Source organism: Roseomonas sp. AR75, from assembly GCF_005222815.1.
Taxonomy (GTDB): Bacteria; Pseudomonadota; Alphaproteobacteria; order Acetobacterales; family Acetobacteraceae; genus Falsiroseomonas.
In genome coordinates, this window is record NZ_STGB01000001.1 from 295,555 (window position 1) to 309,552 (window position 13,998).

The window sequence follows — 13,998 nt, forward strand, 5'->3', positions numbered from 1 at the left end:
GCACGCACCCGCGCGGCCTGGGCGGATGCGGCACAGCACCGGGCAGGCATCGCATCGGATTATGCCATCGGCCCCTTCGGCCTGCCCGAACTTCTCCGATCGTGCGGCGGCGCTGACCCTATCGGACATCCGTTGCCTCCGGCCCGGTGTAGGCTCCGAAGAGGCCCGCCGCCTGGGCGGCCGTATAGTAGCCGCGGGCGACGTCGCGGGCGACGAGGTCGCGTTCGCGGGTTAGCGGGTCGCCATAGCCGCCGCCACCAGGGGTCATCACCTCCACACGGTCGCCTGCCTGGAGTCGCAGGCCCTGGTCCTTCGAAAGATGCTCCGGCGTCGTGCTGATGCCGCCGCGATGAAGCTTCACGACATTGGGCGCGCCGGCCCCGCCGCCCAGAACGCCAGGCGGTCCGAAGCGGCCATGATCCATGACGAAACTCGCGCGCGCCTCGCCACGGAGCAACTCGACCTCGTAATGCACGCCGAAGCCACCCCGCCGCCTGCCAGCGCCGCCCGACCCTTCATGGATGGCGAAGCGACGGAACAGCACGGGGTAATACTGCTCCATCACCTCGACCGGTGCAGTCTTGCTGATCCCGATGGTGGAGCAGCCGTTCGTCAGGCCGTCCTCTGCCGCGTTGCCGCCGTAGCCGCCGCCGGTGATCTGGTACATCACGTAACCTGCGTTGCGCGCGGGATCGAAGCCGCCCAGGGCGAAATTGCCGGATGTGCCGGCGGGCGCAGCCCAGAGTTCCTCGGGAATGGCCTGGGCCAGGGCAAGGAAGACTGCTTCCGCAACGCGCTGACTGACCTCGGCCGCGCAGCCCGACACGGGGCGCGGATACCGTGCGTCGAGGAATGTGCCCTCAGGCCGCTTTACGAGCAGCGGTTCGAAGGTGCCCGCATTGATCGGGACATGCGGGAAGACATGCTTCACGCCCAGATAGATCGCGCTGCAGGTCGTCGCCCAGACTGAGTTCATGGGGCCCTGGCAAGGCGGAGAACTTCCGGACAGGTCGAAGGTGAGCATGTCATCGCTCTTCGTAAGCGCAAGGCCGATGCGCAGCGGCTCGTTCACCACCCCGTCGGAATCCACGAAGGTCTCGGCCCGATAGGTGCCGTCAGGTATGCGCCGGATCTCCGCGCGCATGCGGTCGGCTGCCCGGGCGCGAATGGCCGCGATCGACTCGCGCAGCGTGGCGGCGCCGTAGCGAGCGAGCAACTCCGTCAGCCGGGACTCGCCGACCATCAGTGCCGCCGCCTGGGCATTGATGTCGCCGATGCGCTGCTCGGCGACGCGGATGTTCGACTGGATGATGGCGAGGATCTCTCGGTCCAGTTCGCCGCGCTTGAACAACTTCACAGGCGGCAGGCGCAGCCCCTCCTGCTCGACCTCGGTGGCGTGCGCGCTGAAGCCGCCGGGCACCATGCCGCCGATATCGGGCCAGTGGCCGGTGTTCTGCAGCCAGCAGAACAACGCACCGTCGACGAAGAACGGACGCGCGAAGCGCACATCCATCAGATGCGTGCCGCCGAGATAGGGATCGTTCACGATGTAGATGTCGCCCGGCTCGGGCGGCGCGACGGCGCCTTCCCTGATCAGGCGCGCAAGATGGGCCGCGGAGTGCGCCATCGTGCCTACGAACACCGGCAGGCCGAGTTCGCCCTGCGCGATGAGGTCTCCGTCCGGTCCGTAGATGCCATCCGAACGGTCATCCGCCTCCGCGATCACCGGCGAGAATGCGGCGCGCGAGAAGGCGATGTCCATCTCGTTGCAGACCTGCTGCAAGCCGGCCTGGATGACGGCCAGGGTGAGCGCGTCGATCATGGCGACACCCTGATGCGAAGGTTGCCGATGGTATCCACGGCGGCGATCGAGCCGGGTTCCAGCACCGTCGTGGCATCCGCCTGCTGGATGATGGCGGGTCCTTCGATGCGGTCTCCAGGCGCGAGCCGCTCCCGCTGCCAGACAGCCGCTTCGTGCCAGATGCCGCCGGCGTAGAACGCGCGTGTGCCGACACGCGCCTCGCCGCGTTCGCCGCCCAGCAGCGAGGAGAGCGAGAAGCCTCGGCGCCTGCCGATCACGCTGGTGTTGAGGTTGACAAGCACGGCGCGGATCTCGGGCAGGCGGACCTGGAAGCGCCCGAAGTAGGCCGTTTCGAAGGCGGCCTGGACCTCGGCGCGGGTCATTGTGGGATGTGGCAGAGCGACCCGGATCAGATGCGTCTGGCCACGGAACTGCATGTCGGCGGAATGCAGCACGACCGCTTCCTCCACCTCGCCTCGCTCGGCCAGAACGGTGGCGAGGCCGCGATGTCGCTGCATGCCGAGCGTGGTCGCGATCTCCTCCTCCGGAATATCGTCCAGCGCGCGGTTCAATGTGTTGACCAGGTCCTGACGGAGATCGGCCACCAGGCAGCCCAGCGCATTCGTCAATCCCGGCCGGGCCGGGATCAGGACCTCGGGAATACCGATCTCCCGGGCCAGTGCCACCGCGTGCAGCGGACCGGCGCCACCGAAGGCGAAGAGAGCGAAGGCGCGCGGGTCGTGCCCCTTCGACAGCGACACCATGCGGATGGCGCCAGTCATGTGGATATTGGCTAATCGTATCGAAGCCTCGGCGGCCTCTTCGACGCTCATGCCGAGCGGCGCGCCGATGTCGCGTTCGAAGGCAGCGCGCACCAGTTCGAGCTTCACGGCTTCCCGCACCGCGAGCAGACGCTCCGGATCGAGGCGGCCCAGCACCAGGTTCGCGTCGGTGACGGTCGGCCGCGTGCCGCCGCGGCCGTAGCAGATCGGGCCGGGATTGCTGCCCGCGCTTTCCGGACCGACGCGCAGCATGCCCGCGCGATCGAGCCCCGCGATGGATCCGCCACCTGCGCCGACCGTGCGCACATCGACCATCGGAAGGTGGATCGGCAGGCCATAGGCGATGGACAACTCGGCCGAGACTTCCGGTACGCCGCCGGCGATCAGGGCCACATCGGTCGACGTGCCACCCATGTCGTAAGTGATGGCGTTGCGTAGCCCGCTTTGCGCGAGCGTCGCAGCCGCCGCCATGACGCCGGAAGCCGGGCCGGACATGACCGTCTTGGCGGCTTCGCGCGCCACGAGCCGCGCCGGCACCGTTCCGCCGTTGCCGTTCATCACCAGCAGGTCGTGGCGATGACCGCGCGCGGCAAGCTGATCCTGGAGGCGGCGAAGGTAGCGGTCCAGCACGGGCTGGACGGCGGCATTCACGCTGGCCGTGGTTCCCCGTTCGTACTCCCTGAACTCGGACAGGAGTTCGTGGCCAAGCGTGATGTAGTCATTTGGCCAGAGCGCGCGGACGATCTCGCCGGCTCGGCGCTCATGTGCAGGGTTGGCATAGGAATGCAAGAAATGGACGACGATGGCCTCGCAGCCTGCCTCGACCAGGGCGCGCGCCTCCCGCTCCACGGACTGCTCATCGAGCGGCGTCAGGACGTTGCCGCGGGCATCCATGCGCTCGGCGACCTCGCGCCGAAGCTCACGCGGGACGAGTGGCTCGAAGCTGCCGGTCAGGCCGTAGGGATGCGGGCGCGTGCGCCGGCCGAGTTCCAGCACATCGCGGAAGCCCATCGTCGTGATGAGTCCGACCCGTGCAAGCTTGCGCTCCAGCACGGCGTTCGTGGTCGCCGTGGTACCGTGGATGATCAAGTCGAGCGATGCGGGGTCGGCGCCCGCAGCCTCGATCGCGGCGATGACGCCGTCCGCCTGGTTCGGTGTGGTCGGAACCTTGGCAAGCCGCACGCGACCGTCCGGATCCTGCAGCAGCAGGTCGGTAAATGTGCCCCCGACATCTATGCCGGCGACCGCCCTCATACGGTCAGATATGCCTCGCGGACGGCGTCGTCCGCTTCGAGGCTTTCCATCGTTCCTTCATAGCGTATCTCGCCACGCTCGATCACATAGGCGCGGTCCGCAACGGCCGCAGCGAAATCCAGATTCTGCTCCGACAGTAGCACGGCGATGCCTTCTGCCTTCATCCTGGATACTGCCTCTGCCATCTGCTCCACGATCACGGGAGCGAGCCCTTCGGAAGGTTCGTCCAGGAGTACGGCCTCCGGGTTGCCCATGAGGGTGCGCGCGATGGTCAGCATCTGCTGCTCGCCGCCTGACATGGCGGAGGCGCGCCGGCCACGCATCTCCGAAAGGTTCGGGAAGACGGCGAAAAGCCGTTCCGGCGTCCAGGGCTCACGGCCGGAGCGGGCGGGCTTGCGGCCGACCTCCAGATTTTCGAAGACGGTGAGATCAGTGAAGATCCGGCGGTCTTCCGGCACATAGCCGAGACCGAGGCGGGCAATACGGAACGGCGCCATGCCCGTGACGTCCGAGCCATCGAAGCGTACACGGCCGCCGCGCGGTGCCAGCAAACCCATGATGGCCTTCATGGTCGTGGACTTGCCCGCGCCATTTCGGCCCATGAGCGCTGCGACCTCGCCACGGTGCAGCGTGAGGGTGACGCCGAACAGCACCTCCGCCGGGCCATAGCCTGCCTTGAGCCCATCGACCTGCAGCACAGGCTCAGCCATGCGCGGCCTTCCGCGCCCGCAGCGCGGCCTTGTGGCCGGTGGTGCCGAGATAGACGCGCTTCACCTGCTCGTCGGTGCGTACCTCCTCCGGCGATCCCCGCGCAATGATCTCGCCCCGGACAAGGACGATGATGCGATCGGCATGGGCGAAGACGGCGTCCATGTCGTGCTCGGTGAAGAGGACGCCGATGTCCTGCTCCCGTGCGATGTTGGCGGTCAGTTGCATCAGTGCCGCACGCTCGCGCGGCGCCATGCCGGCGGTGGGCTCGTCCATCAGCAGCAGTCGCGGGGACGCGGCGAGCGCGATGGCGAGTTCCACCCGCTTTACGTCGCCGTACGCCAACTCTCCGATAGGGCGATCGGCGTCGACCTCCATGCCCACGCGGGCGAGTAGCCCAAGTGCCTCCTGTCGGTGCAGGCTGGCGGCGCGCGCAAGCAGGTCGCGCGTCTGACCGTGGCGTGCGATCAACGCCATCTGGACGTTCTCGACCACGGAGAAGGAGAGGAAGGTCTGGGCGACCTGGAAGGTGCGGCCGACGCCAAGGCGGCAGACCACGCGCGGTGGAAGACCGGTTATCTCCTCATCGTTCAGGACAACGCGGCCAGTATCGGGGGTTAGCTGCCCCCCCACCATGTTGAAGGTCGTGGACTTGCCGGCACCGTTCGGGCCGATGATCGCCAGCATCTCCCCTGCGTGAAGCGAGAACGCGACGTCGCGTGCGGCCACCACGCCGCCGAAGCGCTTGTTCAGGCCTTCGACGCGTAGCAGCGTCATGCCGCGGTGACGGCAGCCAGCCGCCGTTGGCCTGCACGGCTGCGCAGCATCGCGAAGGCGCCACCGAGGCCGCGTGGGAACAGCAGCACGAGGGCGATGATGGAAGCGCCTAGAAAGAACCGCCAATGATCGGTCAGCGGCATGAACAGGTCCTTGATGCTGTGGAACGCAGCGGCGCCAAGCACCGGCCCCATCACCGTTTGTATGCCGCCGAGCAGGATCATGGCCAGGAAATCGACCGACATCGGAATGCTGAGCAGCGTCGGGTCGATCGAACCTTTCGAGAAAGCATAGAGGCCGCCCGACAGACCGGCAGCACTGCCTGCCAGCGAGAAGCCGAGCCAGCGATGCTTCCGCACGTTGACGCCAACCGCGTCCGCCCGTGCCTCGGAATCGCGGCATGCCCGTAGGGTTGCACCGAAGGGCGCATAGATGACGTGGCGCAGCGCCAGGATGCCCGCGACCGAAAGCACTGCCACAAGGTAGTAGTAGGCCTGTCGCGATGCCGCCCATGCCGAGGGCCACACTCCGACCACGCCGTTGTCGCCCCCAGTCACCTCAACCCACTGGAAGCACACCGCGTAGGCGATCTGCGCGAAGGCGAGCGTCAACATCGCCAGATAGATGCCGGAAAGGCGGACGACGAAGAAGCCGAAGAGCGCGGCGAACAGGCCACCCGCCATCGGAGCGGCAAGCAGCGCCGGCTCCATCGGCAGCCCGATGCGCGTCACCAGCAGTCCGGCGGCGTAGGCGCCCAGACCGAAATAGGCGGCATGGCCAAAGCTGACGATGCCGCCATTACCGACGAGGAAATTCAAGGAAAAGGCGGCCAGTGCAAACACCAGCACCTCTGTCGCGACCTTCAGCATGTAGGCGTCCGCGAATACCGGGAGTGCGATCAAGGCAGCGAGTGCCGCCGCGCCGAGGGCCATTTCGAGCCGACCGAAATGGCGGGGATGCAGGATGCCCTCGGGCAGCGCGGCGCGGCCGGCGGCGGGCTCCGGCCGGCCGAGAAGGCCCCAGGGCTTCACCACAAGCACGGCGGCCATCAGGAGGAAGACCAGCACAAGCGTGATCTTGGGAAAGATCAGGACTCCGAACGCCTGCAGTTGCCCGATCAGAACCGCGGCCAGAAAGGCGCCGGTAATGCTGCCCATGCCGCCGACCACCGTCACCACGAAAACCTCCGTGATGATCGAAAGGTCCATGTGCGCTGATGCCGAGACGCGCGGGATCTGCAGCGCACCGCCGAGCCCCGCGAGGAAGGCGCCCAGGAACAACGTGCCGGTGAACAGCAGCGCCTGATTCACGCCGAGCGCACCAACCATCTCGCGGTCGCGCGTCGCCGCGCGAATCAGCACGCCGAACCGCGTGCGGTGCATGAGCAGCCAGAGCAGCCCCAGCACGACAGGACCGACCACGATCAGGAACAGTTCATAGGCGGGGAAGCGTTGGTCGAAGATGTAGACGCCATGCCGCAGGCCGGGTGCGCGCGGACCAGGAATGTCGACCGGGCCCCAGATCCACAGCACCGCATCCTGCACGATGAGCACGACACCAAAGGTAGCAAGGAGCTGGAACAGCTCCGGCACCCTGTAGATGCGGCGCAGCAGGAGAATCTCCATGGCCACGCCGAGCAGTCCCACCACGGCTGCGCTGGCAAGCACGCCCAGGAAGAACAGCCAGGGCGAGCGGTCGAACTCTAGCAGCCAGGGCACGATCGTCACCGCAACATAGGCGCCGAGCATGTAGAAGCTGCCATGCGCGAAATTGACGATGCGCGTGACGCCGAACACCAGCGTCAAGCCGGATGCGATGACGAACAGCGAGGAGGCGCTGGCCAGGCCCGATAGGGACTGGACCAGCAGGAAGCTCGGTTCCACTAGGCGCCGGGTCGCACGGCCCGCACTTCCGCCTCGGGGAACATGTAGTTCGCACCATCGGCGTATCGCCAGTTCCGCATCGTGCCGGTGCGACCGCGCAGCACTGTTTCGCCCACCCAGGCGCCGAGCGTGCCCTGGTGATCCAGTGCACGCATCGTCACGCTGCCCGAGACGGTGTCGGTGGTGAGTCCCGCCAAGGTGTCCACCAGCTTCTCGGTCTCGAGCGTGCCTGCCTTGTTCAGGAGATTCGCCACGATCTGCACGGTGACATAGCCGAGCAGGCTGCCGAGCCGCGGCGTGTCATTGACGCGCGCGCGATACGCCTCGACGAAAGCCTTGTGCGCCGGCCACTCCACCTGCTCCCAAGGATAGCCCGTGACGATCCACCCATCCGGGCATTCATCACCGAGCGGGATCATGTATTCCGGCTCACCCGTGAGCAGCGAAAGAACAAGCCGGCGCTCGAACAGCCCGCGCGTGTTGCCCTCGCGCACGAACGCCGTCAGGTCGGGACCGAACAGGACGTTGAAGATCGCATCGGGCCGTGCCTGCGCCAGGGCGCCGACGGTCGCGCCGGCATCGACGCGACCGAGCGCCGGATACTGCTCCGCCACGATTTCCGCGCCGGGGATGGCGCTGCCTATCAGCTTCTTGAAGTTGGCTGCGGCAGACTGGCCGTACTCGTAATTGGGGGCGACGATCGCCCAGCGCTTCTGCGTCTTTCCGCGCGCGGCCTCAACCAGCATGCGCGTCTGCATGTAGGTCGAAGGACGGATCCGGAAGGTGTAGCGGTTGCCCTGTGCCATGGTGATCGCATCGGTCAGCGGTTCGGTCGCGAGGAAGAGCTTCTTCCGCTGGTTCGCGAGGTCGGCCACAGCAAGGCCGACATTGGAGAGGAAGGTGCCGGCGATGAAGGCGCAGCCTTCACGGGTCAGAAGCTCTTCCGCCACGCGGACGGCGTCCCCGGGCGTCGAGCCGTCATCGCGGAACACGAACTCAAGCGGCCGGCCACCCATGACGCCGCCAGCCCGGTTGATCGTATCGGCGGCAAGCTGCATGCCGTGCCGGTAGGGAACGGAGAATGCGGCCATCCGGCTGTAGGAGTTCAACTCGCCCACCTTCACCGGCGCGCCCTGGGCGCGTGCCGGTGCTAGCCCGGCGAGCGCGGCCGCGGCCATGCTCGAGCCTGCTATGGCGTTGCGACGCGAAATGCATATGCCGGCCATGCCCGGTCCCCCTTGCTTGCCTCGGTCCTGCCTATCCTCACCGCAGGGACGACTGCGGTCCAGTGGCTGCAGCCCTGTCACTGTGCGGCCAGCCGCCCGGGATCGATCCGCGCAATCGGCTCATCATAGGCCTGGTAGGACTGCCATAGCCGCGGCAGGTCCGCTTCGAAAAGCCCGCGCACGAGCCCGCGCGCCAGGCGCGGCACAGCATAGACCATCGCATTGATCGAGGCGCCGGCCGGCCCGAAGGAGAGCGTGCTGGCGATGCCGAACAGGTGGATGTCCGCGATCCAGGGCGCGCCACCCGGCACGCGCTCCATGAAGGCATAGTCAGCCGCGAGGTAGGGAAACTCCCCAAGCCGCTCATCGGCTTCCTCGGGTGGCGGCGTGTAGCGATCGGACCAGCGGGCAATGTTTCCTGCGAAGGCGGATAGCGTCGGGACGCTTCCGAAATCCATTCGGATGCCCGTTCCGCAGATAAGGTAATCAGCAAGGAACGGGCCCTCAGACGTGCGAATGGCTACGCGTCCGTCATGAGTCTCCTGCGCCCCTTGCCAGGGACGGCCGACATGCATGCGAAAATTGCCGAACCGCGCGGCGCGATCCCATGTGTCCTGCGGGAAGGCCTCCCGCATGCCGAGCACGTCGGCCATGAAGCGCCACCTCCAGGCATCGGGAACCGCGTGCAGCGCTTCGAGGAAGCCGGCGAAGGTCAGCCAGCGATAAGGCTGGACAAGCTGCGGTTCGGCGCGTCGACAGAAGAGGTGGACCTCCGCCGCGCCATGTTCCAAGGCTGTCGCGGCGTTGTCGAAGGCGGATGCACCGGCCCCGAGCACGGCGACAACCTTGCCGCGCAGCGCCCGGAAGTCGATGTCCTCCGCGCTATGGGCGCGCAGGGCCGGCGGAAGCGCCGCGACGAAGTCCGGCATCCACCATCGACCGGCATCCTCCTGACCCGTCGCGAGCACCACCTTCCGGGCGAGCAGCGGACCTTCGCTGGTTTCCACACGCAGGCAGGGGAGGCCGTCATCCGTGCGCGTCGGCGCGATCCGTCCAGCCTCGACGCCATTCCGGACCGGCACGCGGGTAACGCGGCGGAACCACAGAAGGTAGTCGTTCCACAGCTCCTTCGGGATCAGGGTCATCGCGTCCCAGCCGGCCGCCCCGAACTGCGCCTCGTGCCAGGCCTGATAGGTGAGGGATGGTATGCCGAGGTCTGGGCCGCTCTGATCCTTCCAGCTTCGGAGCTTCGGCATGCGGGCATAGGTGAGCCAGGGGCCTTCGCGCCCGCGTGCAGCGCGATCGACGACCAGGATGTTGCGGACCTTCTCGCGCAGTAACGCGAAGGCCGTGACGACGCCGCACTGTCCGCCCCCGACGATCAGCACGTCCAGCACCGGCTGCCCGCCGCTGGTCTTGGCTTCCAGCCAATCCATGCGCGGATGCGCGATCAGCGCCAAGTCCCGCACAACGTCGGCCTCGAGTTCGGCGAGGTTGGTAGCGGCCGGCAAGGCGTAACTCCCCGTTGATGCCCGTGAAGCTTACGACGTCTGGGTGCCGTGGCGCCATCGCGCGAAGCCGCGCCGCCACGGCTTCGGGGGCGGGCAATGCCGCTTCCCGCATCAATTCCGATGCAGGATGCCCTTGCCGTCGGCGGTGCGCCGCATGAACAGGCCTCAGAAAGGGAGCGGGCTGCTTGCCAGCGAGGCGGTTTTCTTGCGACGTTCGCGGCATGTCGGTCGCCCCCACGATGAGCGAGCTTCCGCGCGCCGCGGCGCTGTCGCCTTCGCCCGTCTGGTGGCGGCGGTCGGAGCTTCCGACCTGGGGCGTTGCGTTCGCGATCTACGCTGCGTGGTTCCTGCTGGTCTGGTTTCATGCCGCTATCCCCTGGCCAGTGCTGGCGCTGCTGGGGGGCTATGTGCTGGCATGGCATTTCTCGCTGCAGCACGAAGCGATCCATGGCTGGCGAAGCATCCCGCGGTGGCTCCGCACCGCCGTCGTGTGGCCACCGATTGGCGGCTGGTGGCCCTTCGAGCTCTACAAGCGCAGCCACACGACGCATCACCGCAACACCGTGCTGACCTATCCCGGCGAGGATACGGAGACGCAGTATCATCGGCAGGCGGATTGGTCGCACTACAGCCCCGCCTGGCGCGCCGTGCTGCTGGCCAATCAGACGCTGCTTGGCCGGCTGCTGATCGGACCCTTCCTGCGGCTGCGAAAGCTGGTGCTGGTGGAGTATGGCAAGCTGGCACGGCGGGACTACTCGGACGTGCCGGCGTGGCTCCGCTTCTTCCTTGGTCTGGCCGTAATCCTATGGTTCGTGCGCGACGTCGCGGGCATGCCGATCTGGCAGTACTATCTGTTCATGGTGCTGCCTGGCATCTCGATCGGCCTGTTGCGCGCCTTCATTGAGCACCGCTGGGGCCCGACGCCCGGCGAGCGCACGGCCAGCGTGGAGAGCAACTGGATCTTCGGCCTGTTGTTCCTGTGGAACAACCTGCACATCGTGCACCACCTCTATCCCCAGATGCCCTGGTTCGAGATCCCCGGCTTCTGGCAGCGCAACCGCCCAGCGCTGCTGGCTCATAACGGCCACTTCGTCTTCCGCGGCTACTTCGAAATCGCGCGACGCTGGCTGTTCAAGCCGGTATTTGTGCCTGCGCATCCCGCGCGCTGACCGACACCTGGGAGAAGGGGGACACAAGCATGCACCGAAGGCACCTGTTCAGGACGACCCTGGGCCTTACGCTGGCCGCGCCGCTGGTAGCGCGAGCACAGCAGGTCTTCACCATCCGCTGCCATTCCTTCTCCTCGCCCACGGCGCTTGACCACACGCTGCACCTGGATCGCTGGGCAGAGCGCGTCGGCCAGCAGTCGCAGGGGCGAATTAAGGTCGAGATGTATCCGGCCATGCAGCTTGGCGGCCAGCCGCGCGACCTGCCGCAGCAGCTCGAGGACGGTGTTGTGGACATGATCTGGACCGTACCGGGCTTCACCCCCGGTCGGTTCATGGGCACAGAGGGTATCGAGATGCCCTTCATGAACACCGGGAAGTCCGCGACCATGTCGCCGGCGGCCTACGAGTATGCCGCGAAGAACCTGGCGAGTACCGAATACCGCGGCATCAAGATCATCGCGATCCATGCCACGGACCGCGCGCTGGTCCACACCAGCCGCAAGCCGATCCGCGTGCAGGAGGATTTCCGTGGCTTGCGGCTGCGCGTCGCCGGCCGCTTCATCGGCGAAGCGGTCACCGCTCTCGGCGCCACGCCCGTCGGCATCCCACTCGGTGGTGTCTACGAGGCAACGGCCCGCAACCAGGTGGATGGCTTCCTGATCAATTGGGCGATCACCCACCCGTTCCGGCTGTACGAGGTTGCGAAGTATCACACCGAGCCGGCTGGCACCGGCCTGTTCCAGGGCCTTCTGCTGACGCTGATGAGCATGCAGAGCTACAATCGCCTGCCCACGGAGTTGCGGGCGGTGATCGACGCCAATTCCGGCGCCGAACTCTCCCGGCAACTCGGCGAGATCTGGGACACGCAGACGCAGCAGGCGATTGATGCAACCCGCGCGGCCGGCGGCGAGATCATCGAGATCGGGCCGGAGGAGAAGGCGCGCTGGCGCAATGCCGTGGCGCCTGCCTATGAGGCTTGGATCGCGGAGATGAACCGTCGTGGGCGTAACGGCCGTGCCCTGTTCGACGAGATGATGGCGATCACGGCGCGCTACGGGCGGGCGTGACCTTACAGCGGCTACGCGGCGCCCTGACGGGCGCCGCGACGATCGCGGCCCTGGCGGCCGGATTGCTCCTTCTGGCTGCCGTGGCCGTCACGACTGCTTCCGTCCTGCGCGGAGCGATCCTTAACCGTCCGATCCTAGGAGATTCGGAGATCGTCGAGATGGCCTTGGGCGTCGCCATTGCGCTCTGCCTGCCGCTTTGCGAGATGAAGGGCGCGCATGTGATGGTGGATTTCTTCACCCAGCGCCTCGGACCACGCGCGATCGCGGGACTCGATGCGCTGATGCGGGCGATCGCCGCTGCGGTCGTCGCCGTGCTGGCCTGGCGGCTCATGGTCGGTGGCTACAACATGTGGGATCGCGAGCGGGAGACGATGTTCCTGCTGATTCCCTTCTGGTGGGGCTATGCCGCCGCCGCGGTCGCCATGACGCTTTGGACCCTCTGCGCCGCGTTCGTTGCTGTCGAGAGCGCCGCGAAGGCCCGCCGCGCGGCATGAGCAACTTCGACATCGGGCTGGCGATGTTTGCAGCCGCGCTGCTGCTCATTGCGCTTCGCATGCCCGTCGGCATTGCCATGCTGCTGGTCGGCGGGTTCGGCTATGCCGCGATCGGCGGATGGGACCGGGTGTTCGCCACGCTCAACACACTGACCTTCAGTCGCTTCTCCTCCTACACCCTGTCGGTCATCCCGCTGTTCCTGCTGATGGGCGATTTCGCGACCAAGGGCGGCATGAACCGTGCGCTGTTCCGCTGCGCGCGGGCGTGGATGGGGCATTGGCGCGGCGGGCTTGCGGTGGCGACGATCGGTGGTTGCGCGGCCTTCGGCGCGATATGCGGATCGTCCCTGGCAACGGCCGCGACCATGAGCCAGGTCGCATATCCGGAGATGCGTCGTCACGGATACTCGCCGGCGCTTGCGACCGGCACCCTCGCTGCTGGCGGAACGCTGGGCATCCTAATTCCACCGAGCGTCATCCTCGTCATCTACGCGATCTACACCGAGCAGAGCATCGGGGCGATGTTCGTCGCCGCCGTCATCCCGGGCCTGCTCGCCACTGCAGGCTACATGCTGGTGGTCAACCTGCATGCGCGTATCGCCCCGCACCAGGCCCCGGCCGCGGAACGCCTGCCCCTCGGGGAGAAGCTTCGCGCAACTGCCGAGGTGTGGCCGGTCGCCCTTGTCTTCGTGGTTGTGGTGACCGGGATCTATGGCGGCTGGTTCAGCGCTACCGAAGGCGCGGCGATCGGAGCGGCGGCGACGTGCCTGCTCGCGGTCTTCCTGGGTGGGATGCGCTGGCAAGGACTGAGGGAGAGCCTGCTCTCCACCGCCGTCACCTCGGGCCTGATCTTCCTGGTGCTGCTCGGGGCCGAATTGTTCAGCGCTGCCCTGGCGCTGTCGCGCCTGCCCGCGGAGCTTTCCGCCATGGTTGCAGGCCTGCCGGTTCCCCCCTTCGCGATCCTTCTGGTCGTTCTGCTGATCTACTTCGTCCTGGGCTGCTTCATGGAGAGCCTGGCGATGGTGCTGCTGACACTGCCGATCTTTGTCCCGCTGATGCTCGGCCTCGACTTCGGGATGGACAAGACGCAGGTGCTTGTCTGGTTCGGCATCCTGGTGCTGATGAGCGTCGAGGTCGGCATGATAAGCCCGCCCTTCGGGCTGAACCTCTTCGTCATCAACGCGATGGCGAAGGAAGTACCGATGGGCGAGACCTATCGCGGAGTGCTCGGCTTCGTTGCGTCCGACCTCTGCCGCATCCTGTTGCTGGCCTTGGTTCCGGCGATCAGCCTCTGGCTGCCAGGCCTCTGGTAGCGCCGGCCAGCCG

11 protein-coding genes are annotated in these 13,998 nt (G+C 66.9%); 4 read left to right on the forward strand and 7 right to left on the reverse strand.

The features are described from left to right. Positions 1 to 118: 118 nt before the first annotated feature. From E4T13_RS01295 to E4T13_RS01325, 7 genes are all read right to left on the reverse strand, one after another. Positions 119 to 1,822 carry a hydantoinase B/oxoprolinase family protein gene (locus E4T13_RS01295; RefSeq protein ID WP_137176432.1) on the reverse strand — a complete coding sequence of 568 codons (1,704 nt, stop codon included), beginning with the start codon at positions 1,820 to 1,822 and terminating at the stop codon, positions 119 to 121. Further along, entirely contained in the window at positions 1,819 to 3,837 is a 2,019-nt protein-coding gene (locus tag E4T13_RS01300; protein WP_137176433.1) for a hydantoinase/oxoprolinase family protein, read from the reverse strand. The genes E4T13_RS01295 and E4T13_RS01300 overlap by 4 nt, the downstream gene beginning before the upstream one ends. Further along, complete coding sequence (locus E4T13_RS01305; protein ID WP_137176434.1) at positions 3,834 to 4,547, reverse strand: ABC transporter ATP-binding protein; 714 nt, start codon at positions 4,545 to 4,547, stop codon at positions 3,834 to 3,836. The genes E4T13_RS01300 and E4T13_RS01305 overlap by 4 nt, the downstream gene beginning before the upstream one ends. After that, positions 4,540 to 5,322 carry an ABC transporter ATP-binding protein gene (locus tag E4T13_RS01310; RefSeq protein WP_137176435.1) on the reverse strand — a complete coding sequence of 261 codons (783 nt, stop codon included), beginning with the start codon at positions 5,320 to 5,322 and terminating at the stop codon, positions 4,540 to 4,542. The genes E4T13_RS01305 and E4T13_RS01310 overlap by 8 nt, the downstream gene beginning before the upstream one ends. After that, a complete protein-coding gene (locus E4T13_RS01315) occupies positions 5,319 to 7,205 on the reverse strand; it encodes an ABC transporter permease (RefSeq protein ID WP_137176436.1) in 1,887 nt (628 codons plus the stop codon). Before E4T13_RS01315 ends, E4T13_RS01310 begins: the two co-directional genes overlap by 4 nt. After that, positions 7,205 to 8,383, reverse strand: a complete 1,179-nt coding sequence (locus E4T13_RS01320) for an ABC transporter substrate-binding protein (protein ID WP_240790943.1) — start codon at positions 8,381 to 8,383, stop codon at positions 7,205 to 7,207. The genes E4T13_RS01315 and E4T13_RS01320 overlap by 1 nt, the downstream gene beginning before the upstream one ends. A gap of 125 nt (positions 8,384 to 8,508) precedes the next feature. Continuing rightward, on the reverse strand, positions 8,509 to 9,942 hold the full coding sequence (locus tag E4T13_RS01325; RefSeq protein ID WP_206030052.1) for an NAD(P)-binding domain-containing protein: 1,434 nt from the start codon (positions 9,940 to 9,942) through the stop codon (positions 8,509 to 8,511). Between the two features lie 221 nt (positions 9,943 to 10,163). Between E4T13_RS01325 and E4T13_RS01330 the strand changes: the two genes are divergently transcribed. Genes E4T13_RS01330 through E4T13_RS01345 form a run of 4 tightly spaced genes read left to right on the forward strand, consistent with a single transcriptional unit; the run spans position 10,164 to position 13,985 of the window. Beyond that, positions 10,164 to 11,111, forward strand: a complete 948-nt coding sequence (locus E4T13_RS01330) for a fatty acid desaturase (protein WP_137176437.1) — start codon at positions 10,164 to 10,166, stop codon at positions 11,109 to 11,111. A gap of 29 nt (positions 11,112 to 11,140) precedes the next feature. After that, positions 11,141 to 12,178, forward strand: a complete 1,038-nt coding sequence (locus tag E4T13_RS01335; protein ID WP_137176438.1) for a TRAP transporter substrate-binding protein — start codon at positions 11,141 to 11,143, stop codon at positions 12,176 to 12,178. Then, complete coding sequence (locus E4T13_RS01340) at positions 12,175 to 12,672, forward strand: TRAP transporter small permease (RefSeq protein WP_137176439.1); 498 nt, start codon at positions 12,175 to 12,177, stop codon at positions 12,670 to 12,672. Before E4T13_RS01335 ends, E4T13_RS01340 begins: the two co-directional genes overlap by 4 nt. After that, entirely contained in the window at positions 12,669 to 13,985 is a 1,317-nt protein-coding gene (locus E4T13_RS01345; protein ID WP_137176440.1) for a TRAP transporter large permease, read from the forward strand. The genes E4T13_RS01340 and E4T13_RS01345 overlap by 4 nt, the downstream gene beginning before the upstream one ends. Positions 13,986 to 13,998 lie beyond the last annotated feature (13 nt).

Coding starts and splice junctions, on each gene's coding strand:
- E4T13_RS01300 (WP_137176433.1), bottom strand. CDS start 3,837: ATGAGGGCGGTCGCCGGCATAGATGTCGGGGGCACATTTACCGACCTG.
- E4T13_RS01295 (WP_137176432.1), bottom strand. CDS start 1,822: ATGATCGACGCGCTCACCCTGGCCGTCATCCAGGCCGGCTTGCAGCAG.
- E4T13_RS01335 (WP_137176438.1), top strand. CDS start 11,141: ATGCACCGAAGGCACCTGTTCAGGACGACCCTGGGCCTTACGCTGGCC.
- E4T13_RS01330 (WP_137176437.1), top strand. CDS start 10,164: ATGTCGGTCGCCCCCACGATGAGCGAGCTTCCGCGCGCCGCGGCGCTG.
- E4T13_RS01310 (WP_137176435.1), bottom strand. CDS start 5,322: ATGACGCTGCTACGCGTCGAAGGCCTGAACAAGCGCTTCGGCGGCGTG.
- E4T13_RS01345 (WP_137176440.1), top strand. CDS start 12,669: ATGAGCAACTTCGACATCGGGCTGGCGATGTTTGCAGCCGCGCTGCTG.
- E4T13_RS01305 (WP_137176434.1), bottom strand. CDS start 4,547: ATGGCTGAGCCTGTGCTGCAGGTCGATGGGCTCAAGGCAGGCTATGGC.
- E4T13_RS01320 (WP_240790943.1), bottom strand. CDS start 8,383: ATGGCCGCGGCCGCGCTCGCCGGGCTAGCACCGGCACGCGCCCAGGGC.